We start from the raw sequence: 23,022 nt of genomic DNA, 5'->3' as shown, positions 1-23,022 counted from the left end.
CTATTTGTAACAAAAAACTAAATCGAGTCGGTCCGAAAAGGATGTTGCTAATGAAGCGCTTATTCTGCTTTGCCGCGATTGCGGCTGCGTTGGTGGGGCACGCTTATACCGCACAGGCGGCGGGTGTGGAGTTCGGGGTTGGCCAGACCAGCGATTCGACCATGACCTATCGCTTGGGGATGCAGTTCGATTGGGACAAGAGTTGGTGGCAGAGCGACGTGGGTCGCCTGACGGGCTACTGGAGTGGTGCGTACACCTATTGGGAAGGTGACAAGACTTCCAGCAATCACAGCCTGTCGTTCTCGCCGGTGTTTGTGTATGAATTTTCCGGGCAGAACGTGAAACCTTATATCGAGGCTGGAGTGGGCGTTGCGTTGTTCGATCACACCGAAGTGGAAGACAACCAGCTGGGCACCGCCTTCCAGTTCGAAGATCGCATCGGCTTCGGCCTGCGCTTCAATGGCGGGCACGAAGTAGGCATTCGCGCCACCCATTATTCCAACGCCGGTATCAAATCGACCAACGACGGTGTGGAAAGCTACGCGCTGCACTACACGATGCCGTTGTAACCCTGAACCATTTCCGGGGGCGCTGTGTCAGGCGATCGGCCTGTTCAGGGACGCCCCTTGAGCGGTGACCAGGCGCCGGTCCGGTGCGGCGCGTCTGCTCGCGTCGTCTGGGCAGAAGAGGGTAGGGGCCAGAGCTCCGTCATGGAGGAAACGGGCAGTGCCACTTCGGCTGGCCTTTCGATCAATCGGCCCAGGACATGAGCCGCGGCCTCATCTGCTGACCATTGGCTCGGCGCTGGAAGGCAGCCGGACGAGGTGTTGAAGCCGGGGTGAACCAGCGTGACGTCGATCCCTGCCTGGGCGAATTCGCCACGCACCGATTCAAACAGATGACGTATCCCGACGCCTGCTTCGGCCTGTGACGGCGGCAGGTAGGTCGCCGGACTGGCGATGCCCACCAGATGGGGTTCGGTTCCGACACGCAACAGCGGTGTGGCCACTTCGATGCAGAAGCTGGCGGCCAGCAGATTACTGCGCACGATGTGTTCGATCAGGTCGGGGGCGCCGGGTTGCCCTTCGACGTATTCGGCGGTTCCAGCATTGATGATGACCTTGTCCAGGGTGCCCCATTGTCGGGCTATCCGCTCGCCGATTTCGCGCACGGTCTGACCGTCGGTCAAATGGCCCGGTACCGTCAGCACTTGTCCCGGATAGCGCGCTGAAAGGGCATCGCACCCTTTCGCCGAGCGTGAACTGACGGCCAGGTGGGCACCTGTCAGCAGTATCGCTTCGGCCAACGAACTGCCAATGCCGTCGCCTGCCCCGGTGAGCCAGTATCGCTGTGGCATCCTCAGACCCATTCGTGACTCCTCTCCTTCGGATGGTGCGTTATCTCGGGTAGCAAGACTTGCTCGATGAAAGCTCGGCGATTGGTATGACTATATGTCAGCCATGGGAAAGTGCATTCCATGGGAAGCAATTTCATGTGCGCTCATCGCCCGGATTTTCCCAGGCCGCCTCACGTCGCGCCGACAGGTTCCTGAATGCCGCCAGTGCGCGACCTCGGGACGAGCCTAGATCGACGATCGGAGCGGGATAATCCGCTATGCCAAACAATCGACCCCGGGAGTTTGGGGAATGGACCTCTTGTCTGTCGAGATCGTTCAGTTGGGGAAGCCACTGCTTGATGAACAGGCCTTCCCGGTCAAACCTCTCCGATTGGCTCAATGGATTGAAGATCCTGAACCAGGGGGCCGCGTCGGTGCCGGTGGACGCGCTCCACTGCCAACCGCCGTTATTGGCGGCCAGGTCGCCATCGATCAGATGCTGCATGAAGAAGCGTTCGCCCTCGCGCCAGTCGATCAGCAGGTTCTTGGTAAGGAACATGGCGACCACCATCCGCAACCGGTTGTGCATCCAACCGGTTTCCATTAGCTGACGCATGGCCGCATCGATAATGGGCAGGCCTGTGCGTGCCTCCTTCCAGGCTTGCAGTTCTTGCGGTGCGTTGCGCCAGGCCAATGCTTCGGTTTCGGGGCGGAAGGCGCGATGGCGCGACACGCGCGGATAGCCCACCAAAATGTGTTTATAGAACTCACGCCAGAGCAATTCATTGATCCATGTCACTGTTCCGGCATTTCCACTCTCCCATTCCCCCTGGTTGGCCCGCAGCGCAGCGTGCAGGCACTGGCGCGGCGAGACGACGCCAGCCACCAGGTAAGCCGACAGTTGGCTGGTGCCTGGCTTGGCCGGGAAATCCCGCTGGTGCTGGTAATCTTCGAGGTGCTGCTCGACAAAGGTATCCAGACGCCGCTGGGCGTGCTGCTCACCGGCGGGCCAGAGCGCGCGCAATGCCTGGCTGGGCGGGGTGAACCCGGCGACTTGGGTGGGTACCGGGTCACTGGCGATGCCGATGGGCGCCTGTCGGGGCGCGGTGGCGATCAGACTCGGCAGCGAGGCATGCAGCCGGCTGTAGCAAACCTTGCGGAACTGGCTGAACACCTGGAAATAATTGCCGGTCTTGGTCAGCACGCTGCCGGGCTTGAACAGCAGTTGGTCCAGATGACTGTGAAACTCAATGCCCTCACTCTTCAAGGCCTGGGCAACCGCGGTATCGCGACGGCTTTCATTCAGGCCGTACTCTTCATTGACATGAACGGCAGCGACCTTCAGTTCGCGACACAACTTCAATAGCACGTGTGGCGCCTGGTTCCACTGCGGTGCGTCACGGACCAACAGTGCGATGTTCAGGTCGTTCAGGTCCGTGCTCAACGAGGCGAGGTTGCGCAACCAGAAATCGATCTTGCACGGTGCATCGTCATGGTCGCGCCATTGTTCGGGGCTCAGCAGGTACACCGCCACGCATGGCCCTCGGCTTGCGGCCGCCGCGAGGGCGGTGTTGTCGCGCAGGCGCAAGTCGCTGCGCAGCCAGATCAGTTGCAGGTGATTTTTCATCTAGAGAAGTGCTCTGCGACTCAGTTCGCGGTAAGCCGATAACGGGTCTTCGGCCCAGGACATGTCGACCGCAGGGTAACTGCGTTGACACCGGTTTGCCGGGCGACCTCACGGATGGGCAGCCAGCCTTGTTCCAGGGCCTTGGTGAAGTCGACCTCTTGCGTTTGGCTGGCGGAATTGTCTTGGTCGTTCATCAGATCGCGTTTCGCAGGCTGAGGTTTTCCGGATGCGGTTGCAGGTAGGCCTGCTGCATGAGGTAAGGATCGGGGTGCCGGCGCAGGTGGTGCTTGAGCAACATCAGCGGAACCACCAACGGGACGATGCCCAGGCGATACTGGCCGATGAGGTGCTGCACTTCCTGTTTGTCCTGCGCGGTGATGGCCCGCTTGAGGTAGCCGCTCAGGTGTTGCAGCACATTGGTGTGGGTGCGCCGGGTGGCGCATTTTTTCAACGCGGCCATCAGTTCGCTGAAGTAGCGTGGACCCAGCTCGTTGGGATCGGCCTTGCCCATGTTGCCCAACCAGTTGCCCAACGTGTGGTACTGCGCCGGATTGTGCGCCATCAGCAGGTATTTATAGCGCGAGTGGAATTCAATCAGGTCCCGTCGGGTCAGCCCCCGGCGGCGCAAGGGTTGCCAGGCCGCGTAGACGAATACCCGGTTGAGGAAGTTTTCCCGCAGCACCGGATCATTGAGCCGACCGTCTTCTTCCACGGGCAGGTCGGGGTGATGTTCGCAAAAGGCCCGGGCATAAATACCGCGGCCGCCGCCGTCCTGGGGCACGCCGTTGTGGTTGTAGACCTTGACCCGTTCCAGTCCGCAGGAGGGCGACTTCTGCATGAAGATGTAGCCGCAGATGTCGTCCAGCTCCGCAGCCATTTGTCGACCGTAATCGGTCAGTGGCCGGGTCACGTTGAGGCTGTGATTCACCGTGCCCAGCGCGTCGGGCCGTTCGGGGTTGCCTGCCAGTCGGATCGGTTCCCGGGGGATGCCCAGGCCAATGGCAACCTCGGGACATACCGGCACGAAATCGAAGTACTCGACCAGGGTACGGCTGCACAGTTGCGATTGCTTGTGCCCCCCATTGAAGCGAACTTCGGCGCCCATCAGGCAAGCGCTGATGGCGATTTTCGGTTTAGCGGCGGCTTCGCTGGGCATGGGTAACCTCGGACGACATAATCTTGTACGGAATATCTGACTTGTACAATATTTGTATCATAGGTGAGGGCGTGCCCAAGTCAACACGAATGTATGTGGTGGCAGTGGTGTCGATGGTTTTCGCAGATGGGCTGCTGCCCGGGTCGACAGCAGCGGGTGGCGCGGGACGTTGCGGATTACTGCAGGCTGGCATGCAACCGGCGGGCTGCTTCCTGGCCGCTGAGCCAGGCGCCTTCGACACGGCCGGACAAGCACCAGTCGCCGCAGACATACAGGCCCAGGTCGGCATCGCCCAGGGCGCCCCATTCGTGGTTGCCGGCCGGGCGGGCGTAGAGCCAGCGGTGGGCCACGCTGAAGCTCGGTGCGGGCATTGCGCTGTGCAGCAGTTCGGCGAACGCGCCGTGCAGATGTTCGATCACGGCATCCTTGGACAGGTCGATGTGTTGCCGGCTCCAGTCGCTGGTGGCGTGCAGCACCCAGGTGTCGAGCTTGCTGTCGCGTCCCGGTTTGCTGCGGTTGCGGGCCAGCCAGTCCAGCGGGCTGTCCTGCACGAAGCAGCCTTCCATGGGGGTGTCCAGCGGTGTTTCGAAGGCCAGGGCCACTGCCCAGGTCGGGTCCATCTTCACCCCGGCTGCCACGCCGGCCAGTTTGGGTACAGCCGCCAGCAGTGCGGTGGCCTGGGGCGCGGGCGTGGCGATCACCACCTGGCCGAACGGGCCGTGGGTGAAGCCTTCGGCGTCCTGCAAATGCCAGTGTTCCTGGCCACGGTACACTTCGGTGATCCGGCAGGAGAACTGCACTTGCAGCTTGCCGAGCAGGGCGCGGGTGATGGCGCTCATGCGTGGCGTGCCGACCCAGCGGGTCTGCTCGTCCGGCGAAGGGGCCAACTGCCCGCCCTGGAAATTATAGAGTTGCGGATTCCACTCCGCGGCCCAGCCATTGGCTTGCCAGCGCTGGACCTCCATGACGAAACGGCGATCGCGGGCGGTGAAATATTGCGCGCCCATGTCCAGCGCGCCGGCGTCGCTGCGCTTGCTCGACATGCGTCCGCCGCTGCCATGGCTTTTATCGAAGAGTTGAACGACATGCCCGGCCTCCGTCAGGGCCTGGGCGGCTGAAAGTCCGGCGATGCCGGTGCCGATGATTGCGATAGGTACAGTCATGAGGGCCTCGTTTACCTTTCTGTACAGACTACGCCGTCGTTTAAACCTGTACAGTTCGGGTTTTTGGTATAAGTCTTACCGTTCGCTTTCGGACAGGTTGTCCTATTGTTAAACACAGACCCTGTTCGATACGAAAAATCCCTGCTTATAAAAATAGACTAATGGGCCGGGTAAAACGCGATACGAGGAACACCTCATGCACATATTGCTGACCGGCGGTACTGGATTGATCGGACGTCAGCTCTGCCGTCACTGGCTGGGGCGGGGCCATCGCTTGACGGTATGGAGTCGTCGGCCTGAAGAGGTGGCGAAAATCTGTGGGACCCAGGTGCGGGGAATCGCCAGGCTCGACGAGATCAGCGAGCCGGTGGACGCGGTGGTCAACCTTGCAGGCGCGCCGATTGCCGACCGGCCCTGGACGCATAAGCGCAAGATGCTGCTGTGGAGCAGTCGCATCACCCTGACGGAGGTCTTGCTGGCGTGGCTGGAGCGTTGCGAGCAAAAGCCACGGTTGTTGATTTCCGGTTCTGCGGTGGGTTGGTATGGCGACGGTGGCGAGCGCGAGTTGACCGAGGCATCGGGGCCGGTGAGCGAAGATTTCGCCAGCCAGTTGTGCATCGCCTGGGAGGAGACTGCGCAACGGGCCGAGGCCATGGGCATCCGGGTGGTGCTGGTTCGTACCGGCCTGGTCCTGTCTGCCGAGGGCGGCTTTTTGTCGCGGCTGCGGCTGCCGTTCAAACTGGCACTGGGCGGGCCTCTCGGCACTGGCCGGCAGTGGATGCCGTGGATTCACATTGACGATCAAATCGCCTTGATTGATTTTCTTCTGCACCGCGACGACGCCAGCGGTCCTTATAATGCCTGCGCGCCGAACCCGGTGCGCAACCGCGACTTTGCCCATGCCTTGGGGCGCGTGTTGCATCGGCCGGCCGTGATGCCGATGCCGGAGCTGGTGTTGAAAGTCGCGCTGGGGGAATTGTCCTTGCTGTTGCTCGGCGGGCAGCGCGCCACGCCGGCCCGATTGCAAGCGGCGGGATTCACCTTCCGCTTCACAGATTTGCCTGCGGCCCTGGACGATTTGTCCGACCGCCTTTGAAATAGGATGTTGCATGACCGATCACGCGTTGCTTCTGGTGAATCTGGGTTCGCCTGCCTCCACCTCGGTGGCCGATGTGCGCCGCTACCTCAACCAATTCCTGATGGACCCGTACGTCATCGACTTGCCATGGCCGGTGCGGCGCTTGCTGGTGTCGCTGATCCTGATCAAGCGGCCCGAACAGTCGGCCCACGCCTACGCGTCGATCTGGTGGGAGGAGGGTTCGCCGCTGGTGGTGCTCAGCCGACGCCTGCAACAGGCCATGAGCGCGCAATGGAGCCACGGGCCAGTGGAACTAGCGATGCGCTACGGCGAGCCGTCCATTGAATCGGCGTTGGTGCGACTGGCCAGCCAGGGGCAGAAGAGGATCACCCTGGCGCCGCTGTATCCGCAGTTTGCCGACAGCACCATGACCACGGTGATCGAGGAAGCCAAGCGCGTCGTGGGGGAAAAGAAGCTCGATGTGCAATTCTCGATACTCCAGCCGTTCTACGACCAGCCGGAATACCTCGACGCCCTGGTCGCCAGCGCCAAGCCGTACCTGATGCAGGCGCATGATCATCTGCTGCTCAGTTTCCACGGCTTGCCGGAACGGCACCTGACCAAGCTTGATCCGACAGGTTTTCATTGCTTCAAGGACGCCGACTGCTGCAAGAACGCTCCGCCGGAGGTCATGGCGACGTGTTACCGCGCCCAGTGCATCCGTACCGCCGAGTTGTTCGCCCATCGCATGGGGCTGAAGGATGGCCAGTGGTCGGTGTCGTTCCAGTCGCGACTGGGGCGCGCCAAGTGGATCGAACCCTACACGGAGACGCGCCTGGATGAACTGGCCCGCAGCGGCGTGAAGAAGGTATTGGTGATGTGCCCGGCGTTCGTGGCCGACTGCATCGAGACCCTGGAGGAAATCGGTGATCGCGGGCGCGAGCAGTTCCGCGCGGCGGGAGGGGAGGAGTTGGTGCTGGTGCCATGCCTGAATGATTCGCCGCAGTGGGTCGAGGCGTTGAGCACGCTCTGCGAACGGGCGCCGATCGCTTTGTAAACCTCGAAAAGCATCGCGGGCAAGCCTTGTTCCCACAGATTCTGTCCTGGCCACCTGAGCATGGACGACTCAAAACCTGTGGGAGCAAGGCTTGCCCGCGATGACGTTACTGCAGGCGATAAAAACGAGGCGCTTTACAGCAGCGGCTCATCCCCCTTCTTCTGCTTCCAGCCGTCATTGCCTGGCAGGATCAGGTTCAACGCAATCGCCACGATTGCGCACAACGCGATGCCCTTGAGGCCGAAATCCTCCGGTCCGGTGCCGGTGCCCACCAGCACGCCGCCGATGCCGAACACCAGCGTCACCGAAACGATCACCAGGTTGCGTGCTTCGCCAAGGTCGATCTTGTGGCGGATCAGCGTGTTCATGCCCACCGCCGCAATCGAGCCGAACAACAGGCAGAGGATCCCGCCCATCACCGGCACCGGAATGCTTTGCAGCAGCGCGCCGAACTTGCCGATGAACGCCAGGGCTATGGCGAAGATCGCCGCCCAGGTCATGATCTTCGGGTTGTAGTTCTTGGTCAGCATCACCGCGCCAGTCACTTCGGCGTAGGTGGTGTTGGGTGGGCCGCCGAACAGGCCGGCTGCGGTGGTGGCGATGCCGTCACCGAGCAGGGTGCGGTGCAGGCCGGGTTTCTTCAGGTAGTCGCGGCCGGTCACGCTGCCCACGGCGATGACGCCGCCGATGTGCTCGATGGCCGGCGCCAGGGCCACGGGGACGATGAACAGGATCGCTTGCAGGTTGAACGCCGGTGCGGTGAAGTTCGGCAGGGCCAGCCACGGTGCGGCGGCGATTTTCGCGGTGTCCACCACGCCGAAGAAAAATGCCAGGGCGAAGCCCACCAGCACGCCGGAAATGATCGGCACCAGGCGGAAGATCCCTTTGCCGAACACCGCGACGATCAGGGTGGTGAGCAGGGCCGGCATGGAAATCAACATCGCGGTCTGGTAGCGAATCAGCTCAGTACCGTCGCCGGCCTTGCCCATGGCCATGTTGGCGGCAATCGGCGCCATCGCCAGACCAATGGAAATGATCACCGGGCCAATGACCACCGGCGGCAACAACCGGTCAATGAAGCCGGTGCCCTTGATCTTCACCGCCAGGCCCAGGAAGGTGTAGACGAAACCGGCCGCCATCACCCCGCCCATGGTTTCGGCTAGGCCGAACTGCCCCTTGGCGAGGATGATCGGGGTGATGAACGCGAAGCTCGATGCCAGGAACACCGGCACCTGGCGCCCGGTGACGAGCTGGAACAGGATCGTGCCCAGGCCGGCGGTGAATAGCGCTACGTTCGGATCCAGTCCGGTGATCAATGGCATCAGGACCAGTGCGCCGAAGGCGACGAACAACATCTGCGCGCCAGACAGCACCTGGCGCCAGAGCGGGTCGTTGAACTCATCCTGCATGCTCAGGCATCCTTCTGCTTGGTGCCGAAGATCTTGTCGCCGGCGTCGCCCAGGCCGGGAATGATGTAGCCATGTTCATTGAGTTTCTGGTCGATGGACGCGGTGTAGATAGTCACGTCGGGGTGGGCGTCCTGCACGACCTTGATGCCTTCGGGCGCGGCGACCAGCACCATGGCGCGGATGTCGCGGCAACCGGCTTTCTTCAAAAGATCAATGGTGGCGACCATGGAACCGCCGGTGGCGAGCATCGGATCGATGATCATGGCCAGGCGCTCGTCGATTTCCGGCACCAGTTTTTCCAGATAGGTGTGGGCTTCCAGGGTCTGCTCGTTGCGCGCCACGCCCACGGCGCTGACCTTGGCGCCCGGGATCAGGCTCAGCACGCCTTCGAGCATGCCGATGCCGGCGCGCAGGATCGGCACTACGGTGATCTTCTTGCCGGCGATTTTTTCCACTTGGACCGCACCGGCCCAGCCGTCGATTTCATAGGACTCCAGGGGCAAGTCCTTGGTGGCTTCGTAGGTGAGCAGGGCGCCGACTTCCTGGGCGAGCTCGCGGAAGTTTTTTGTGCTGATGTCGGCACGGCGCATCAGGCCGAGTTTATGTCTGATCAGCGGATGGCGAATCTCGAGGATGGGCATGGGAAAGGGCTCCGGCGGCGGGCAAAAAAACCGGCCTAGGTTAATCTATCCGAGGGTCACAATACAGAACGTTAGTCCACAAACGCTTGATCTGGCCGGGCGGGATGCGTACCTTTGCCCGCTTTCCGAATCTGTCCTACCCGTCAACTTCCCCTGGAGAGCGCCATGTCCGCTGATCTCGAGCATATCCGTCAAATCATGCGCGAGGCCGACTGCCTCTACAGCGAAGCCGAAGTCGAAGCGGCCATCGCCCGTGTCGGCGCGCAAATCAACGAGCAACTGGCGGACTCCAACCCCGTGGTGTTCTGCGTCATGAACGGTGGCCTGATCTTTTCCGGCAAGCTGCTGACCTACCTGAACTTCCCGCTGGAAGCGTCCTACCTGCACGCCACCCGTTACCGCAATGAAACCAGCGGCGGCGACCTGTTCTGGAAAGCCAAGCCGGAAGTTTCGTTCATCGACCGCGACGTGCTGATCATCGACGACATCCTCGACGAAGGTCACACCCTGGGTGCCATCATCGACTTTTGCAAACACGCCGGCGCTCGCGCGGTGCACACGGCCGTGTTGATCGACAAGGACCACGACCGCAAGGCGCGGCCTGACCTGAAGGCCGATTTCGTCGGCCTGCCGTGCGTCGACCGCTACATCTTCGGCTACGGTATGGACTACAAAGGTTACTGGCGCAACGCCAATGGTATTTTTGCTGTCAAGGGCATGTGAGCCAGGGACCTTTGGGAGCAAGGCTTGCCCGCGATGAGGGCGATGCGGTTTTTCAGACATCCAGGTATCTGTTTCACGAGCAAGCTTTGCTCCCACACTGTTGGGCATGATCAGGCAAACTTTGGATGGGCGGCATCATGTTCGGCCAGCCAATGCTCACTCTTGACCCGTGCCTGCTCCAACGTCTGCACATACGCCAATTGCCGCCGTTCGCGATGAATGCCGGCGCGGCGCAGCTTCAGGCGTACCCGTGGCGCGGTCCCCACCAGGATCAGGCCGATGCCGTGCTTGCGGTAGTCCTTGAGGATATTTTCGAACGCGGCCAGGCCGGTCATGTCCAGCATCGGTACTGCGCTCATTTCCACGATCACCACGCGTACGTTCGGATCGAACCGGCGCAGCACATCCAACGCCTTCTCCGCTGCACCAAAGAACAGCGGCCCGCGAATCCCATAGCAGCGAACGTGCTCGGGCATGTCCTGCAAGGCTTGATGGAAATGGCGCGGCAGTTCGGCGCTGTCGGTCAGTTCGCTCATGCGCTTGATGAACAGCCCCGCGGCCAGCAGCAGGCCGACGGCGACGGCCAGGACCATGTCGAACAGTACCGTCAGGCCCAGGCAGGTCAGTAGCACCAACACGTCGCTGCGCGGGGCGATGCGCAAGGTGTGCAGCACGTGCCCGGCTTCGCTCATGTTCCACGCCACCATCACCAGCAGCGCCGCCAGCGCGGCCATGGGCAAGTAGCTGAACAGCGGTGCCAGCAGCACAATCGCCCCCAGCACCATCAGGCTGTGGATGATCGCCGCCAGGGGTGAAGACGCGCCGCTGCGCACATTGGTGGCGCTGCGGGCGATGGCGGCGGTGGCGGTGATGCCGCCGAACAGCGGTGCTACCAGGTTGCCCAGGCCCTGGCCCAGCAGCTCGGCGTTGGGGTCGTGCTTGCTGCCGGTCATGCCGTCCGCGACCACGGCGCACAGCAGCGATTCGATTGCGCCGAGCATGGCGATGGCGAAGGCTGGCCCGAGCAACTGGCGAAACAGGTCGTAGGACAGGTTCAGCGGATGTCCCTGGCCGTCCGGCAGGTTCCACGGCCAATCGAAGCTGGGCAGGAACGGTGGGATGCCGGGGTGGCGGATGCCATCGACGACATAACTGAAGCGTTCGCCCAGCGTCGCAATCGGCCAGCCGCCGCGCTCCAGCGCCAGCCCCAGCAGCGCGCCCACCAACAGCGCGACCAGGTGCCCCGGGACCCGCGGCACCCAACGTGGCCAGACAATCAGCACCGCCAGGCAGGTGGCGCCGATGATGCCGTCGCTGAAGTGGGCGCCGGGCAGCGCGACGATCAATTCGCCCAGTTGCTCGATATAGTGCCGGGCCTGGCCGGCGGTGGTCAGGCCCAGCAGATCCTTGAGTTGCAAGGTGGCGATGACCACGCCGATCCCGGCGGTGAACCCGAGGATGACCGGGTACGGGATGTACTGAATCAGCCGTCCGGCACGCATCAGCCCCAGTGTGATCAAGATCAGGCCGGCCAGCATCGTGCATAGCAACAGGCCACCCAGGCCGTATTGTTGGGTGATGGGCAGCAGGATGACCACGAACGCCGCCGTCGGCCCGCTGACGTTAAAACGCGAGCCGCCGGTGAGGGCGATCAGGGGCGCGGCCACCAACACCGTGTACAAGCCATGTTGCGGCGGCACGCCAACGGCAATCGCCAGGGCCATGGCCAGCGGGATGGCGATGATGCCGACGGTCAGCCCGGCCACCAGGTCGCCACGCAGGCGTTCAAGGGTATAACCGGCGCGCCAGGCCTGGCGCCAGGCGGCAAACAACGGTGGGGCGGAGAAAGACATGAATACTCCTCGCAAGGGGGGACTGGCACTGCCCCTGTGGCGAGGGAGCAAGTTCCCTCGCCACAAAGGCGTGCACCGCTAGACCGGGGCTGATGGCTCTTTGAGTATGCCGTGCTCGTTGCGCGGATGTATTGATCTGGATCGTTATTTTTACCGCCCAGGCTCATGCTAGAGTGCCCGGCCAGGACCTACGGAGCTTGTCATGCGTGTATCGATCCGCCGCTGTGCCACTTTGCTGTTGATCTCCAGCCTGCCCCTGGCCGCTGTCGCCGCGCCGATGCACAGTCAGTTCCTGCCGCCCGATGACCTGGCGGTACGCCAGGAGCAGCCTGAACAGCAGCAGTTGCTGCAGGTCACCGAGTATTCGGTGGTGCTGGGCAATCAGCGTCAGTCCAACCAGCAGCCGATCCCGGTGACGTCGCCGTTGCTGGTGCGCCTCAAGGGCAAACCCTTGAACAAGGGCGCCATCATCAACCAGGTGATCCTCAACTTCGACGGCGAAAGCAAAAGCCTGAAGAAGCCGACGTTCGACGAAGCGACCAAGACCCTGACCCTGTCTTATCCACAGGCCCAGTACCGGGTGGTGATCGATCTGTTGCGCAACCACACGGTGTACGTGCAGTTCCTCACTTACGCCAACGGTCACGTCTGGGCTGACCTGCACACCGGCGCCGAACGCTCGCGTTGAGCCCCGGGGCCCGCCGGGGGTACACTGCCTGCCCCGTGAATTGTGCGAGTTGGAGCCGGCAATGCGTAAAGACAAGAAACAAGTGATTGGTGATGAGATTGGCGACGAACAGATCAAGCTGTTCCTCAATTTCGAACCGGTCGACGCCACCTCGCCGTCGCTGCACAAATTGATCAAGGGCTACCGTGGCTTGCGGATCGACGATTTCGAACGGTTCCTGACGTTCTTCGTCGAGGCCGGCTACGACCTCAATGGCAAGGATGAGCGCGGCAACGATTTCGTGGCGCTGGTTCGCGACCAGCGTAATGCCGAGGAATACATCGAGTTGATCGAGAAAGCGCGTGGCTGATTGATCCTGGGCCTGCTTCGCTGGCCAGCGGGAGCAAGCGTCCTCGCCACGAAAGCTTCTCCCATAAAAAACGCCCCGCTCTCATGGAGAACGGGGCGTTTTTTCATGCGGTCGAATCAAGCGTAGTTTTGCGCTTCGTTGCTTTCTTCAACCAGCTCCAGCGCGATGTTGTTCTGCGCGTTGATCTTGCGATACAGCGCCGCGTCGGTTTCCAGCACTTTTTCCCGGGCCGGGAAGATTTCCGCGAGCTTGGCGGCCCACTCACCCTTGGCCTTGGCCGGGAAGCAGCGTTCGATCAGCTCCAGCATGATCGACACGGTCACCGAAGCTCCTGGCGAAGCGCCGAGCAAGGCGGCGAGGGTGCCGTCCTTGGCGGCCACCAGTTCGGTGCCGAACTGCAGGATGCCGCCTTTTTTCGGGTCTTTCTTAATGATCTGCACCCGTTGCCCGGCCACTTCCAGGCGCCAGTCCTCGGCTTTCGCCTCGGGGTAGAAGCGACGCAGGGATTCCAGGCGTTGTTCCATGGACTGCATCACTTCGCTGATCAGGTACTTGGTCAGGTCCATGTTGTCCCGGGCCACGGCCAGCATCGGGCCGATGTTGCTGGCACGTACCGACATCGGCAGGTCCATGATCGAACCGTGCTTGAGGAACTTGGTGGTGAAACCGGCGTAGGGCCCGAACAGCAGGGATTTCTTGCCATCGACCACACGGGTGTCCAGGTGTGGCACCGACATCGGTGGCGAGCCCACCGCAGCCTGGCTGTAGACCTTGGCCTGGTGATGCTTGACCACTTCCGGGTTGTCGCAACGCAGCCACTGGCCGCTGACCGGGAAGCCGCCGAAGCCCTTGCTTTCCTCGATGCCCGAGGCTTGCAGCAGCGGCAACGCCGCACCACCGGCGCCCAGGAAGACGAACTTGGCGTCGACGTCACGGCTGGCGCCGGAGTTGACGTCCTTGATGCTCACGGTCCAGCCATCGCCCTTGCGCTTGAGGCCGGTGACGCGCTTGCAGTATTTGACCTGGGTGTCCGGAGCGCTGGTCAAGTGCTTGAGCAGCTGGTTGGTCAGAGCGCCGAAGTTGACGTCGGTGCCATTCATGACGCGGGTAGCGGCGATGACTTCGTCGGCTGGACGACCAGGCATCATCAGCGGCATCCACTCGGCCATCTTGGCCTTGTCTTCGGTGTATTCCATGTCGGCGAAGGCGTGATGCCGGTGCAGCAGTTCGAAGCGCTTCTTGAGGAACGAAACGCCTTTCTCGCCTTGCACGAAGCTCAGGTGCGGCACCGGGGCGATGAAGGATTTCGATGAGCCGAACGTGCCTTTTTTGGTCAGGTACGTCCAGAACTGCTTCGACACCTCGAACTGGGTGTTGATGTGCACCGCTTTCTTGATGTCGACACTGCCGTCGGCGGACTGGGGCGTGTAGTTCAGCTCGCACAGCCCAGCGTGACCGGTACCGGCGTTGTTCCATGGGTTGGAGCTTTCCGCGGCCCCGGAGTCCATCAGCTCGACGACTTCCAGCGAGATCGCGGGGTCGAGTTCCTTGAGCAGTACGGCCAGGGTGGCACTCATGATGCCGGCCCCTACCAGAATTACATCGACTGCTTCGTTATGCGCCATTTAACGCGTCTCCAAAATCTGCAGCACCAAATTGTCGGCATAGCGGCCAGGAGTGGCGGGGCAAGTGGGTGGTGCCCCAGGTTTTCCGTGGCCAGGATCGCCATGTCCGAATCTTCGTCATTTTTTGCAACTACTGCGGATGCATGCAGCCTGGCCTCAAGAGTGCTATGAACTCATTTAAGCGCCGGGCAGGCAATTCGACTTATGGCCGAGACATCCGTTCGTGCAACCAAATCCGTAGCGGACAGGCTTCAGGCGCCGGTTCTTGAGCGATATCCGGTCCTGTGTCGTTGGGCTGTTTCAGACGCCAATGGTGCTTGTTCAGACGCAAAACTCTTCATTTGCTCGCCACACTCTCGTGAAGTTGTGAAAACCCGTTTTTTTCACGCTCTTTTGAAGACGTGAACCTCAAAAAAGGGCTGTCCCAGCCTGGCACTGCGCCCGGTTTGGTTGCCTCCATGTAATACATGACAGGCAAAACGGGCAGACAGCTCAGTGACCGAGCGTAATGACAGCTCTGCAGATTCGGGAAAAGCGGTGGTTTTGCCCGGAAACAGCAAGCGCGCCAGCTTCACTCGATCTGTGTGGGCGGCTCTCTGTGGGCGTTGCGAGGTTGCCAATACCAACGTATCGGCGGTGTTGCGGGGCCCGATCAGGAGACGTCCTTATAATCGGGGGGAGATTGTATCGAAGAAACGCAGGGAAATGGTCGTGTTTAATGACTTTTATTAGCCGTCCGGTCAGATGGTCAACAGGAGTCGATGGCGTGCACGAGTGCCAAGTGGTTGCACGCGGGCGCTGGCGGGCAATGGCTGGTGCAGCCAGTTGAGACGGATTTCTTCGATTTCCACCCAGCCTTCACCCATGGGCTGCAGGCTGCATTGCTTGAAGGCCTGGCAATGACCGTTGCGGTCCAGCAGTGCGAAGGTGCGATGATGGGGACGCGGGGTGAACAGGGAAATAAGGAAGCGCATGATCGGATACCGGGTCAGGGAGCTTGCGACAAGCCTGACAGCGGGCGATGACATACCGGTGTAAGGCGCATGACAACGCGGTGACAGGAGCCGGCCTCCCGGGTGTGGGTCATACATCTCGATAATCATGCTAGTTCGCCGCCCTGGCGCGCCGCTATACTGCGAGCATTGTCAGTGCCCGATTCTGGAGAAATAAGCATGTTGCAACGCCTGTTGTTCGGTTTGATCGCTGTGACCACTCTGACCCTCGTCGGCTGCGCCCATAGCCCGCAACAACTTAACCCAGAGCCCCGGCTCAACGCCCAGCTGGCGCCAGTGGGGCATGGCCAGCCAGTGGTGGTGCGGGTAGTGGACGGTCGCCCGTCGCCGACCCTCGGCACCCGTGGCGGCCTGTACCCGGAAACCAGCGTGATCACGGTGCAGGGCGCGCAGATCCTGCCCAAGCTGCAAGCCCAGGCTGAAGCCGCGGTGCGCCTGCTGGGCTTCACCCCTACGGCCAATGCGCTGAATGCACCGCAGTTGACCGTGACCCTGGCCGAGCTCAAGTACCAGTCGCCCAAGGAAGGCATGTACGTGACCGAAGCCACCATCGGCGCGACCTTCCGTTCCGACGTGCAGAACGCCAACCGTCGCTACAGCGGCCGCTACGGTGCCTCGCTGGACCAGCGTTTCGGCATGGCGCCCAACCAGGACACCAATACCAAGCTGGTCAGTGACGTGCTGAGCGATGCCCTGACTCGCCTGTTCAAGGACCCGACTATTGGTCAGGTGCTGGGCGAGTAAGGTTTCATCTGCATGACCCTGGGCTGCAATGGCCCAGTGGTTGCGATGCGACTTATGAAAGCAAGGCTTGTTTAAAGCAAAACCTGTGGGAGCAAGGCTTGTCCGCCATCGCGGGCAAGCCTTGCTCCCACAGAGCTTTTTACAGAGCAATTTCTTCACGCCGCCTGGGAATACAACTCCAGCACGCTGATCCCGGTCAGCAGGTCGGTCTCTGGCAGGTCCTCATGTGGATGGCCGCCCAGGGCGCAATACACCAGCCAATGCCGGTCCTGGACGTTAAACGACAGGCTGTCGACAAGGTTCTGTTGCTCGTCGCTCGGGCTGATGAGATAGAGACGATCCTGGTTTTCGGCGTGGAGCATGACGGGGTCCGTGCGGGGTCGAAGGGCGACAGGGTGGCCTATCCAGATGACGAAACCGTGACGGGGAGATTAATCCCACAGCAACGAAGTCCTGCTCCCACAGGTCGGAAAAAATGGGGCAGGGTCGCCGGCTTTCGGTAGAATCCGCGCCCTGTCCGAAGGTCCCGCCTGTTTTGCTTGAGGTTTGTGATGTCGCTGCATCTGCTTTCGTTGTTCGCTGCCCACCCGGCCAAACTGATCAACCTGCTCGCGCTGCTGTTTGCCTGCCCGGGCGGCTGGGTACTGCATGCGACGCGCCGCCGTGAACTACGGGCGCGAGCCAGTTTGCAAACACGCAGCGGCAATGGCGAGGAACGCTTCGAAGCGCTGCTGGACCTGGCGACCCAGCGCATGAACCGGTTCTTCTATCGGTTCGGCTTTGGCTGCCTGGCGCTGGCGTTGCTGGTGTCGTGGATCAGCACGCAAATCAGCTGAGCCACAACAAGCTCCCTTACCACAAGGGAGCTCACTCTTCGGATTTGGCGATTACAGCGCCAACCCCGCCTTGACCCGATGTTGATTACGCACCGGCGTCGCATATTGCTGCACCAGAAACGGCCGGTGTTCCGCCGGGCAGGCGTCGAGCCGGCGTTGCCATTCCTGCTGGGCCTTGGCCAATTCATCGGCACCAAACACTTCGGCCGCCGTCGGCACCTGTAGCTGCGGGTCAGCGTCGGCCCATTGGGCGTAAGCCAGGTAATGCACCGGGAACAGGCGATAACCGCCAAGGATCTGCCGGTCCATTTCCTGGGCCAGTTGCTTGGTGTCCTCGAACAGCTCGGTAATCGGCGCGGCGAAGTTCACGTGGACCCGGCCCTTGTAGCCGGTGATGCCCTTGGCGATGCTCACGTCATCCTCGCCCGGAACCTTGGTGTAGGTACCGGTGGTGGCGCGGATGTACAGCTCGCGGGCCTTGTCCTGGTCGCACGGGTCGTATTCGTAGCTGATCGACACCGGCGTCAGGTTCAGCGACTGAATCACCTCGCCGAACGGCTCGTCCTTGCGGCTCATATGGAACATCTTGAGGATCGCCGACTCGGTACGGTCGTCGCCGTCCTTGGCGCGTCCTTCGGCCTGAGCGATCCATATCGAGGCGCAATCGTTGCGGATCGAATGGTTGATGTACGCTGACAGCAGTTGGTACGCCGCCATTTTCTCCCGTCGCCCGGTGATGGAGCGGTGCACGATGAAGCTTTTGTTCAGGCGCATCAGGTCGCTGACAAAAGGTTTTTGCAACAGGTTGTCGCCAATGGCGATGCGCGGCGTCGGCAAGCCGGCGTGATAGACGGCGTAGTTGACGAAGGCCGGGTCCATGACGATGTCGCGGTGGTTGGCGATGAACAGGTAGGCACTGCCGGACTTGAACTGCTCCACTCCGGTGTAGGTCACGCCGTCGGTGGCGCGCTCGATGGTGTGGTCGACGTAGAACTCCACTTTGTCCTGCAAAGTGGCCACGGATGTCACACCGGCGAACTCACGCCGCAATCTTTGCGCTATAAGAGGTTTGAGCATCCAGCCGAAGGCGCCGGCCAGGCGCGGGAAGCGGAAGTGGGTGAGGATATCTAGAAACGCCTTGTCGCCGAGCAGCCGGGCCAGCACCGCTGGGACTTCGCTGTCGTCGTAAGGTCGGATGGCATCGAATTCGCCCATCATGCTCTCTTGTTGGAAACGGCTAGGGTAAGTAAAGGTTGGATCAAAAAATGACAGGGCATGGCCTAGGTTTTGTACGAAAAGTGCCTGCGCGACGATCATGCTGCGTTGAAAACAGGCTCGGAATGCTCATTGACAACCAGTCAACTCCGCTTCCTCGCCTGTTTTCGCCTTGCCTGATCGCCGCTCGGCGACTTTTCGTACAAAACCTGGAAGACACACCAGGCAACAATAGCCCTGCAAATAGACCGGCGATTATACGCACAAGTCACCTGGGAGACCGCGATGCTGGAAACCGCTCTTTATGATTGTCCGTACTGTGGTGAGGAAATCGAGACGACCGTTGACTTGTCGGGAGGGGATCAGACCTACATCGAGGACTGTCAGGTCTGCTGTAAACCAGTGACGTTCGTGCTGCAGGTCCATGGCGAGGAGTGGCATCTGGAAGTCTTTGGCGAAAACGACTGACGGGGGCGTCCATGCAAAGGATCTACGAGCTGGAAAGCCTGATGGAGGGCGAGTTGCTGCAGGGCATGCTCGCCAGCGAGGGAATCACGGCGCACCTGGTGGGCCGTGACCTGCTGGGCGCCGTCGGCGAGTTGCCGATGCAGGGCCTGCTGGGATTGGCGGTGGACGACGCCCAGGCGCAATACGCCCGGGAGCTGATCGCCGCCTACAATGCCGCGCTGCCGCTGCCCGGCGATGAGTCGCCGGATAACTACAGCGGCACGCTGGTCTGTTAGGTTTTGCACGAAAAGTGCCTGCGCGCCGATCATGCTGCGTTGAAAACAGGCTCGGAATGCTCATTTACAACCTGTAAACTCCGCTTCCTCGCCTGTTTTAGCCTTGCCTGATAGCCGCTCGGCGACTTTTCGTACAAAACCCGGGCTGGCGGCCGTTCGATCAAGAGTCATGTTGCCCCATGTGTGGACGTTATGCCCTGTTTCGCTGGAATCCCGCCTTTGCGGCCTTGCCCGGCTTCCCTGCCGACCAGAAGGCCCAATGGAATATCTCGCCCAATGATTCGGTGCTGATATTGCGCGCCGACGCCGAGGGCCGGCGCGAACTGGCCCGAGCGCGCTGGGGGTTGACGCCGGCATGGCTGACCGACCTGTCCCGCACCCCGGCCCATGCCCGGGCGGAGACCGTGGCCGAGCAGCCGATGTTCCGCGAAGCCCTGCGCCTGCGTCGCTGCCTGTTGCCGGCCAATGGTTTCTACGAATGGCGTGGCGGGACGCGCAAGCGTCCCTACTGGCTGACGCCGGGTGAGGGCTCCTCGCTGTTCTTGGCCGCGATCTGGGAAGCGTATCCGGTGCAGGAACAGGTGTGGTTGAGCACTGCAGTCATTACCCAGCCGGCGGCGGGCCAGCGCCGGCCGTTGATTCTCGATGAAGAAGGCCAGCGCCTGTGGCTCGATCCCGAGACGCCCCTGCATGCCTTGCAAGGCCTGTTGGCCAGCGAACCGGCGCCACTGCGCGAGCGGGTCCTGGCCAACCTGGTCAATGATCCGAAACTCAATGGGCCGGAGTGCCTGACTCCGGCTTGAGTCTGCGGGCCTTCGGATCAGACCCGGAGCGGGCCGCTTCGATGGCGCCGAAGTTGAGTCCTCGAATTGGCCACACAGGCCACTGGCGCCGATATCCATCAACGCCTAGGATACGCCGATGTTTCCAGGGAGCTTCTTTTTGTATGAACAAGACATTGAGGGTGTGTGCACTGAGCGCGGCTTTGCTGCTCGCCGGTTGCCAGTCGGTCAATACCACCAGCGGCGGAGCCGTGGGCGTGGAGCGCAAGCAGTACATGTTCAGCATGCTGTCGAGCGCGGAGGTCAACCAGATGTATGCCCAGTCTTATCAGAAGACCGTGGGCGAGGCGAACACCCAGGGTGTGTTGGACAAGACCAGCAACGATGCCAAGCGTCTCCAGACGATTTCCGACCGACTGATCGCCCAGGCTCCGGTGTTCCGCCCGGATTCGGCGCAATGGAACTGGGAAGTGAACCTGATCAAGAGCGACGAGCTCAACGCCAACTGCGGTCCTGGCGGCAAGATCATTTTCTACACCGGGCTGATGGACAAACTGAAGCTTACCGATGCTGAAATCGCCGCGATCGTGGGCCACGAAATCGCCCACGCCCTGCGTGAGCATGGCCGTGAAGCCATGTCCAAGGCCTATGGCATCGAAATGGCCAAGCAAGGGGCCGGCGCCTTGTTCGGCCTGGGTCAGGACAGCCTGGCGCTGGCCGACACCGTGGCCAACTACGGCATGACCTTGCCCAACAGCCGTGAAAACGAGAACGAAGCCGACCTGATCGGCCTCGAACTGGCGGCCCGCGCGGGCTACGACCCGAACGCCGCGATCACTTTGTGGAACAAGATGGCCAAGGCATCGGAAGGCGCGCCACCGGAATTCATGAGCACCCACCCGTCGTCGAGCAGCCGGATCGCTTCGTTGCAGGCGGCGATTCCGAAGGTCATGCCGCTTTACCAACAGGCGCGCAAGTAAGGCTCGTCGTGGGAGCAAAGCTTGCTCGCGACAAGGGCGACGCAGACCTCAATCAGACCGCGTCATCGTTTATCGCGAGCAAGCTATGCCCCCACAGTTGTCCCTGCTAAAGGTAATGGTATAGGTTCAAACCCACCCGCTGCTCTGCATCGCCTTGTACACCGCGACGATAGCCAGCACAAAAAACGCCGAGGCGGCCAGGCGGCGGATCAGGTTCAGGGGCAGTTTCTCGGCGGCGAAGTTACCCGCCAATACCACCGGCACGTTGGCAATCAGCATGCCCACGGTGGTGCCCAGGATCACCAGCCACAGATGCGAGTATTGCGCGGCGAGCATCACCGTGGCGATCTGCGTCTTGTCGCCGATTTCCGCCAGGAAGAACGCAATCAGGGTGGTCAGGAACGGGCCGAACCGGCGGGCCGTGCTGGTTTCTTCATCGTCCAGCTTGTCCGGAACCAGGGTCCACAGCGCCGTGGCGGTGAAACTGGCCGCGAGGATCCAGTGCAAGACTCCGTCCGAGAACAGGTTGCCGACCCAGGCGCCCACGGCGCCGGCCGCCGCATGGTTGGCCAGGGTGGCGGCGACGATGCCGGCGATGATCGGCCAGGGTTTGCGAAAGCGAGCCGCCAGGATGAGCGCGAGCAGTTGCGTCTTGTCGCCGATTTCGGCAAGGGCGACGATGGCAGTGGGTACGAGGAAAGAGTCCAGCATCAGGTGATTCCTAGAGGGGCGGGTCGACACGGCTATGACACGTACAACCTTCCCGCCCCGGGTAAGGTGTGCGTGTCATAGGTCTTGTCAAACCCAGCGACCATTTTGAATGGCCGCTTGGGTCGCATGCGCCATGGTCTGTGGACCAAGTATGTTGACGCACGCCGGACGAGCAGGGCGCTCGTGGGAGACTACTCCCCTAGGACGGAGCGGATTCTGCCTAGGCAAAACCGATTGGGCAAGTGCTGTTTTCTAGAAGATGTTTCAGCCGCGCTTGGCCTGGTAAATGCGGAAGCCCTGACCCTCGGCCTTGATCGCGCACGAGCCCAGGTGTTCCTCGATCAATGGCTGGTACTTGAGGAAACTGTTCGCCACCAGTCGCAGTTCGCCGCCGTTTTTCAAATGTTTGCCGGCTTTTACCAACAAGTTCTCCGTGGCTTGGTAATCGGTGTGCACGCCGGTATGAAAGGGTGGATTGCTCAGGATGGCGTTCAAGCCCATGGGCGCGGCGTCGATTCCGTCACCGGTCAAAACCTCGGCCTCCAAACCGTTGGCGGCCAGGGTCAGGCGGCTGCTGGCGGCAGCAAAGGCGTCCACGTCCAGCAGCGTGAGCGTGTTGTGCGGGTAACGACGCTTGATCGCCGCCCCCAGTACACCGGCACCGCAGCCAAAGTCCAGCACGTGTCCGCTGGGTAGTTTGTCGAGGTGTTCCAGCAACAGCGCCGTGCCGCGATCCAGGCGACCGTGGCTGAACACGCCCGGCAGGCTGACTACTTTCAATGGGCCTTCGGCCAGGGGCAGCTCGTAGGTCTGGGCCAGGCTTTGCAAGGGCTTGGCCTCGGGAGCCGTGGCGACGGTGACCTGCCAGAGCTGGCAATGCCGGGCGCTGTCGAGCTTGCGCGGCTTGCCGAACGGGTTGAGCTGCTTGGACGCACCTTCGATGCCGGCGCGCTTTTCCCCCACCAGATACACCTCGCGGCCAGCCAGGCGCGCGGCCACGGCGTTGAGCAGGTAATCGGTCAGGTCCTTGGCCTTGGGCAAGAACACCACGGCGCTGTCGAATCCGCGCTGTGGTGCCTCGACGCCAAAGTGGCAGCGTCCGGGGAAGCGGGCCTCCAGCGCGGCCTGATCGCCCGCATGCCAGCACCAGCCATGGGCGTCGGGCAGGCGGCCGAGCAGGTCGTCGGCAGGCAGGCCGACCAGCAAGACCGAACCCTGGAATAAATCGGCCTGACGAAGCAGTACTTCACTGCGCGGGTCCATGGTCTGCTCCTTGAGAAAGCTGGTAAAAAA

General features: G+C 61.7%; 25 protein-coding genes, 1 pseudogene and 1 riboswitch. Of the genes and pseudogenes, 12 read left to right on the top strand and 14 right to left on the bottom strand.

Annotated elements, in window-relative coordinates:
• Window positions 1–50 precede the first annotated feature (50 nt).
• Window positions 51–569 (top strand): acyloxyacyl hydrolase, encoded by a 519-nt coding sequence (locus N4Q37_RS18990; RefSeq protein WP_260961078.1) that lies wholly within the window; start codon window positions 51–53, stop codon window positions 567–569.
• Between the two features lie 44 nt (window positions 570–613).
• Here N4Q37_RS18990 and N4Q37_RS18985 read toward each other — a convergent pair whose 3' ends face one another.
• The 5 genes and pseudogenes from N4Q37_RS18985 to N4Q37_RS18965 all read right to left on the bottom strand — a co-directional run bounded on the left by N4Q37_RS18985 (window position 614) and on the right by N4Q37_RS18965 (window position 5,282).
• Window positions 614–1,369, bottom strand: a complete 756-nt coding sequence (locus tag N4Q37_RS18985; RefSeq protein ID WP_260961077.1) for an SDR family NAD(P)-dependent oxidoreductase — start codon at window positions 1,367–1,369, stop codon at window positions 614–616.
• Between the two features lie 121 nt (window positions 1,370–1,490).
• The gene (gene phrB, locus N4Q37_RS18980) at window positions 1,491–2,951 is read right to left on the bottom strand and encodes a deoxyribodipyrimidine photo-lyase (protein ID WP_260961156.1); all 1,461 of its coding nucleotides are present in this window, start codon (window positions 2,949–2,951) and stop codon (window positions 1,491–1,493) included.
• Window positions 2,952–3,028: 77 nt separating this feature from the next.
• A pseudogene (locus N4Q37_RS18975) lies at window positions 3,029–3,157 on the bottom strand (MerR family transcriptional regulator); the annotation flags it as partial.
• The gene (locus N4Q37_RS18970; protein WP_260961076.1) at window positions 3,157–4,119 is read right to left on the bottom strand and encodes a YbgA family protein; all 963 of its coding nucleotides are present in this window, start codon (window positions 4,117–4,119) and stop codon (window positions 3,157–3,159) included. The gene N4Q37_RS18970 and the pseudogene N4Q37_RS18975, both read right to left, overlap by 1 nt.
• A 176-nt stretch (window positions 4,120–4,295) precedes the next feature.
• Window positions 4,296–5,282 carry an NAD(P)/FAD-dependent oxidoreductase gene (locus tag N4Q37_RS18965; protein ID WP_260961075.1) on the bottom strand — a complete coding sequence of 329 codons (987 nt, stop codon included), beginning with the start codon at window positions 5,280–5,282 and terminating at the stop codon, window positions 4,296–4,298.
• A gap of 196 nt (window positions 5,283–5,478) precedes the next feature.
• Between N4Q37_RS18965 and N4Q37_RS18960 the strand changes: the two genes are divergently transcribed.
• Both N4Q37_RS18960 and hemH read left to right on the top strand, forming a co-directional pair.
• Window positions 5,479–6,378, top strand: coding sequence for a TIGR01777 family oxidoreductase (locus N4Q37_RS18960; protein ID WP_260961074.1), 900 nt, complete (start codon window positions 5,479–5,481; stop codon window positions 6,376–6,378).
• A 13-nt stretch (window positions 6,379–6,391) separates the two neighbouring features.
• Window positions 6,392–7,417, top strand: coding sequence for a ferrochelatase (gene hemH / locus N4Q37_RS18955; RefSeq protein ID WP_260961072.1), 1,026 nt, complete (start codon window positions 6,392–6,394; stop codon window positions 7,415–7,417).
• Window positions 7,418–7,551: 134 nt separating this feature from the next.
• Here the strand turns inward: hemH and N4Q37_RS18950 are convergent, their stop codons facing one another.
• A complete protein-coding gene (locus N4Q37_RS18950) occupies window positions 7,552–8,826 on the bottom strand; it encodes a uracil-xanthine permease family protein (RefSeq protein ID WP_260961071.1) in 1,275 nt (424 codons plus the stop codon).
• 2 nt (window positions 8,827–8,828) lie between these two features.
• Window positions 8,829–9,467 carry a uracil phosphoribosyltransferase gene (gene upp, locus N4Q37_RS18945; protein ID WP_260961070.1) on the bottom strand — a complete coding sequence of 213 codons (639 nt, stop codon included), beginning with the start codon at window positions 9,465–9,467 and terminating at the stop codon, window positions 8,829–8,831.
• Between the two features lie 165 nt (window positions 9,468–9,632).
• Here upp and N4Q37_RS18940 point away from each other — a divergent pair, with 165 nt between their 5' ends.
• Window positions 9,633–10,190: a hypoxanthine-guanine phosphoribosyltransferase gene (locus N4Q37_RS18940; protein ID WP_260961069.1), complete on the top strand. Its 558-nt coding sequence runs from the start codon at window positions 9,633–9,635 to the stop codon at window positions 10,188–10,190.
• A gap of 110 nt (window positions 10,191–10,300) precedes the next feature.
• Here N4Q37_RS18940 and dauA read toward each other — a convergent pair whose 3' ends face one another.
• On the bottom strand, window positions 10,301–12,043 hold the full coding sequence (dauA, locus tag N4Q37_RS18935; protein ID WP_260961068.1) for a C4-dicarboxylic acid transporter DauA: 1,743 nt from the start codon (window positions 12,041–12,043) through the stop codon (window positions 10,301–10,303).
• A 202-nt stretch (window positions 12,044–12,245) separates the two neighbouring features.
• On the opposite strand from dauA, the gene N4Q37_RS18930 reads away from it, so the two are divergent.
• Both N4Q37_RS18930 and N4Q37_RS18925 read left to right on the top strand, forming a co-directional pair.
• Window positions 12,246–12,731: a hypothetical protein gene (locus tag N4Q37_RS18930; RefSeq protein WP_260961067.1), complete on the top strand. Its 486-nt coding sequence runs from the start codon at window positions 12,246–12,248 to the stop codon at window positions 12,729–12,731.
• A gap of 61 nt (window positions 12,732–12,792) precedes the next feature.
• Window positions 12,793–13,080, top strand: a complete 288-nt coding sequence (locus N4Q37_RS18925) for a PA4642 family protein (protein ID WP_260961066.1) — start codon at window positions 12,793–12,795, stop codon at window positions 13,078–13,080.
• A gap of 116 nt (window positions 13,081–13,196) precedes the next feature.
• Here N4Q37_RS18925 and mqo read toward each other — a convergent pair whose 3' ends face one another.
• Window positions 13,197–14,705 carry a malate dehydrogenase (quinone) gene (mqo, locus tag N4Q37_RS18920; protein WP_260961065.1) on the bottom strand — a complete coding sequence of 503 codons (1,509 nt, stop codon included), beginning with the start codon at window positions 14,703–14,705 and terminating at the stop codon, window positions 13,197–13,199.
• Window positions 14,706–15,445: 740 nt separating this feature from the next.
• Window positions 15,446–15,679, bottom strand: coding sequence for a hypothetical protein (locus tag N4Q37_RS18915; protein ID WP_260961064.1), 234 nt, complete (start codon window positions 15,677–15,679; stop codon window positions 15,446–15,448).
• A 198-nt stretch (window positions 15,680–15,877) separates the two neighbouring features.
• Between N4Q37_RS18915 and N4Q37_RS18910 the strand changes: the two genes are divergently transcribed.
• Window positions 15,878–16,462, top strand: a complete 585-nt coding sequence (locus tag N4Q37_RS18910) for a YajG family lipoprotein (RefSeq protein WP_260961063.1) — start codon at window positions 15,878–15,880, stop codon at window positions 16,460–16,462.
• Between the two features lie 155 nt (window positions 16,463–16,617).
• Here the strand turns inward: N4Q37_RS18910 and N4Q37_RS18905 are convergent, their stop codons facing one another.
• On the bottom strand, window positions 16,618–16,824 hold the full coding sequence (locus tag N4Q37_RS18905; protein WP_260961062.1) for a hypothetical protein: 207 nt from the start codon (window positions 16,822–16,824) through the stop codon (window positions 16,618–16,620).
• A gap of 189 nt (window positions 16,825–17,013) precedes the next feature.
• Between N4Q37_RS18905 and N4Q37_RS18900 the strand changes: the two genes are divergently transcribed.
• Window positions 17,014–17,298, top strand: coding sequence for a hypothetical protein (locus tag N4Q37_RS18900; RefSeq protein ID WP_260961061.1), 285 nt, complete (start codon window positions 17,014–17,016; stop codon window positions 17,296–17,298).
• Window positions 17,299–17,349: 51 nt separating this feature from the next.
• Here the strand turns inward: N4Q37_RS18900 and N4Q37_RS18895 are convergent, their stop codons facing one another.
• Window positions 17,350–18,513, bottom strand: a complete 1,164-nt coding sequence (locus N4Q37_RS18895; RefSeq protein WP_260961060.1) for a 1-acyl-sn-glycerol-3-phosphate acyltransferase — start codon at window positions 18,511–18,513, stop codon at window positions 17,350–17,352.
• Between the two features lie 285 nt (window positions 18,514–18,798).
• Here N4Q37_RS18895 and N4Q37_RS18890 point away from each other — a divergent pair, with 285 nt between their 5' ends.
• From N4Q37_RS18890 to N4Q37_RS18875, 4 genes are all read left to right on the top strand, one after another.
• Window positions 18,799–18,981: a CPXCG motif-containing cysteine-rich protein gene (locus N4Q37_RS18890; protein ID WP_260961059.1), complete on the top strand. Its 183-nt coding sequence runs from the start codon at window positions 18,799–18,801 to the stop codon at window positions 18,979–18,981.
• An 11-nt stretch (window positions 18,982–18,992) separates the two neighbouring features.
• Entirely contained in the window at window positions 18,993–19,256 is a 264-nt protein-coding gene (locus N4Q37_RS18885; protein WP_260961057.1) for a DUF2007 domain-containing protein, read from the top strand.
• Window positions 19,257–19,435: 179 nt separating this feature from the next.
• Window positions 19,436–20,059 carry an SOS response-associated peptidase gene (locus N4Q37_RS18880; RefSeq protein WP_260961056.1) on the top strand — a complete coding sequence of 208 codons (624 nt, stop codon included), beginning with the start codon at window positions 19,436–19,438 and terminating at the stop codon, window positions 20,057–20,059.
• A 143-nt stretch (window positions 20,060–20,202) separates the two neighbouring features.
• Window positions 20,203–21,018, top strand: a complete 816-nt coding sequence (locus tag N4Q37_RS18875) for a M48 family metallopeptidase (RefSeq protein ID WP_260961055.1) — start codon at window positions 20,203–20,205, stop codon at window positions 21,016–21,018.
• Window positions 21,019–21,144: 126 nt separating this feature from the next.
• On the opposite strand, the gene N4Q37_RS18870 is transcribed toward N4Q37_RS18875, so the two are convergent.
• A complete protein-coding gene (locus N4Q37_RS18870) occupies window positions 21,145–21,729 on the bottom strand; it encodes a TMEM165/GDT1 family protein (protein ID WP_260961054.1) in 585 nt (194 codons plus the stop codon).
• A gap of 89 nt (window positions 21,730–21,818) precedes the next feature.
• Window positions 21,819–21,942: riboswitch (yybP-ykoY riboswitch) on the bottom strand.
• Window positions 21,943–21,993: 51 nt separating this feature from the next.
• Window positions 21,994–22,992, bottom strand: a complete 999-nt coding sequence (locus tag N4Q37_RS18865; protein ID WP_260961053.1) for a class I SAM-dependent methyltransferase — start codon at window positions 22,990–22,992, stop codon at window positions 21,994–21,996.
• Between the last annotated feature and the right edge of the window lie 30 nt (window positions 22,993–23,022).

Origin of the sequence: Pseudomonas citri (assembly GCF_025336485.1) — a bacterium.
Taxonomy (GTDB): domain Bacteria; phylum Pseudomonadota; class Gammaproteobacteria; order Pseudomonadales; family Pseudomonadaceae; genus Aquipseudomonas; species Aquipseudomonas citri.
This window is presented reverse-complemented; position numbering and strand designations above follow the sequence as displayed.

Coding starts and splice junctions, on each gene's coding strand:
- N4Q37_RS18875 (WP_260961055.1), top strand. CDS start 20,203: ATGAACAAGACATTGAGGGTGTGTGCACTGAGCGCGGCTTTGCTGCTC.
- N4Q37_RS18905 (WP_260961062.1), bottom strand. CDS start 16,824: ATGCTCCACGCCGAAAACCAGGATCGTCTCTATCTCATCAGCCCGAGC.
- N4Q37_RS18915 (WP_260961064.1), bottom strand. CDS start 15,679: ATGCGCTTCCTTATTTCCCTGTTCACCCCGCGTCCCCATCATCGCACC.
- N4Q37_RS18880 (WP_260961056.1), top strand. CDS start 19,436: ATGTGTGGACGTTATGCCCTGTTTCGCTGGAATCCCGCCTTTGCGGCC.
- N4Q37_RS18885 (WP_260961057.1), top strand. CDS start 18,993: ATGCAAAGGATCTACGAGCTGGAAAGCCTGATGGAGGGCGAGTTGCTG.
- hemH (WP_260961072.1), top strand. CDS start 6,392: ATGACCGATCACGCGTTGCTTCTGGTGAATCTGGGTTCGCCTGCCTCC.
- N4Q37_RS18910 (WP_260961063.1), top strand. CDS start 15,878: ATGTTGCAACGCCTGTTGTTCGGTTTGATCGCTGTGACCACTCTGACC.
- N4Q37_RS18960 (WP_260961074.1), top strand. CDS start 5,479: ATGCACATATTGCTGACCGGCGGTACTGGATTGATCGGACGTCAGCTC.
- N4Q37_RS18970 (WP_260961076.1), bottom strand. CDS start 4,119: ATGCCCAGCGAAGCCGCCGCTAAACCGAAAATCGCCATCAGCGCTTGC.
- N4Q37_RS18990 (WP_260961078.1), top strand. CDS start 51: ATGAAGCGCTTATTCTGCTTTGCCGCGATTGCGGCTGCGTTGGTGGGG.
- N4Q37_RS18965 (WP_260961075.1), bottom strand. CDS start 5,282: ATGACTGTACCTATCGCAATCATCGGCACCGGCATCGCCGGACTTTCA.
- N4Q37_RS18895 (WP_260961060.1), bottom strand. CDS start 18,513: ATGGGCGAATTCGATGCCATCCGACCTTACGACGACAGCGAAGTCCCA.
- N4Q37_RS18985 (WP_260961077.1), bottom strand. CDS start 1,369: ATGGGTCTGAGGATGCCACAGCGATACTGGCTCACCGGGGCAGGCGAC.
- N4Q37_RS18950 (WP_260961071.1), bottom strand. CDS start 8,826: ATGCAGGATGAGTTCAACGACCCGCTCTGGCGCCAGGTGCTGTCTGGC.
- N4Q37_RS18940 (WP_260961069.1), top strand. CDS start 9,633: ATGTCCGCTGATCTCGAGCATATCCGTCAAATCATGCGCGAGGCCGAC.
- N4Q37_RS18870 (WP_260961054.1), bottom strand. CDS start 21,729: ATGCTGGACTCTTTCCTCGTACCCACTGCCATCGTCGCCCTTGCCGAA.
- mqo (WP_260961065.1), bottom strand. CDS start 14,705: ATGGCGCATAACGAAGCAGTCGATGTAATTCTGGTAGGGGCCGGCATC.
- N4Q37_RS18890 (WP_260961059.1), top strand. CDS start 18,799: ATGCTGGAAACCGCTCTTTATGATTGTCCGTACTGTGGTGAGGAAATC.
- N4Q37_RS18865 (WP_260961053.1), bottom strand. CDS start 22,992: ATGGACCCGCGCAGTGAAGTACTGCTTCGTCAGGCCGATTTATTCCAG.
- N4Q37_RS18900 (WP_260961061.1), top strand. CDS start 17,014: ATGTCGCTGCATCTGCTTTCGTTGTTCGCTGCCCACCCGGCCAAACTG.
- N4Q37_RS18930 (WP_260961067.1), top strand. CDS start 12,246: ATGCGTGTATCGATCCGCCGCTGTGCCACTTTGCTGTTGATCTCCAGC.
- upp (WP_260961070.1), bottom strand. CDS start 9,467: ATGCCCATCCTCGAGATTCGCCATCCGCTGATCAGACATAAACTCGGC.
- dauA (WP_260961068.1), bottom strand. CDS start 12,043: ATGTCTTTCTCCGCCCCACCGTTGTTTGCCGCCTGGCGCCAGGCCTGG.
- N4Q37_RS18925 (WP_260961066.1), top strand. CDS start 12,793: ATGCGTAAAGACAAGAAACAAGTGATTGGTGATGAGATTGGCGACGAA.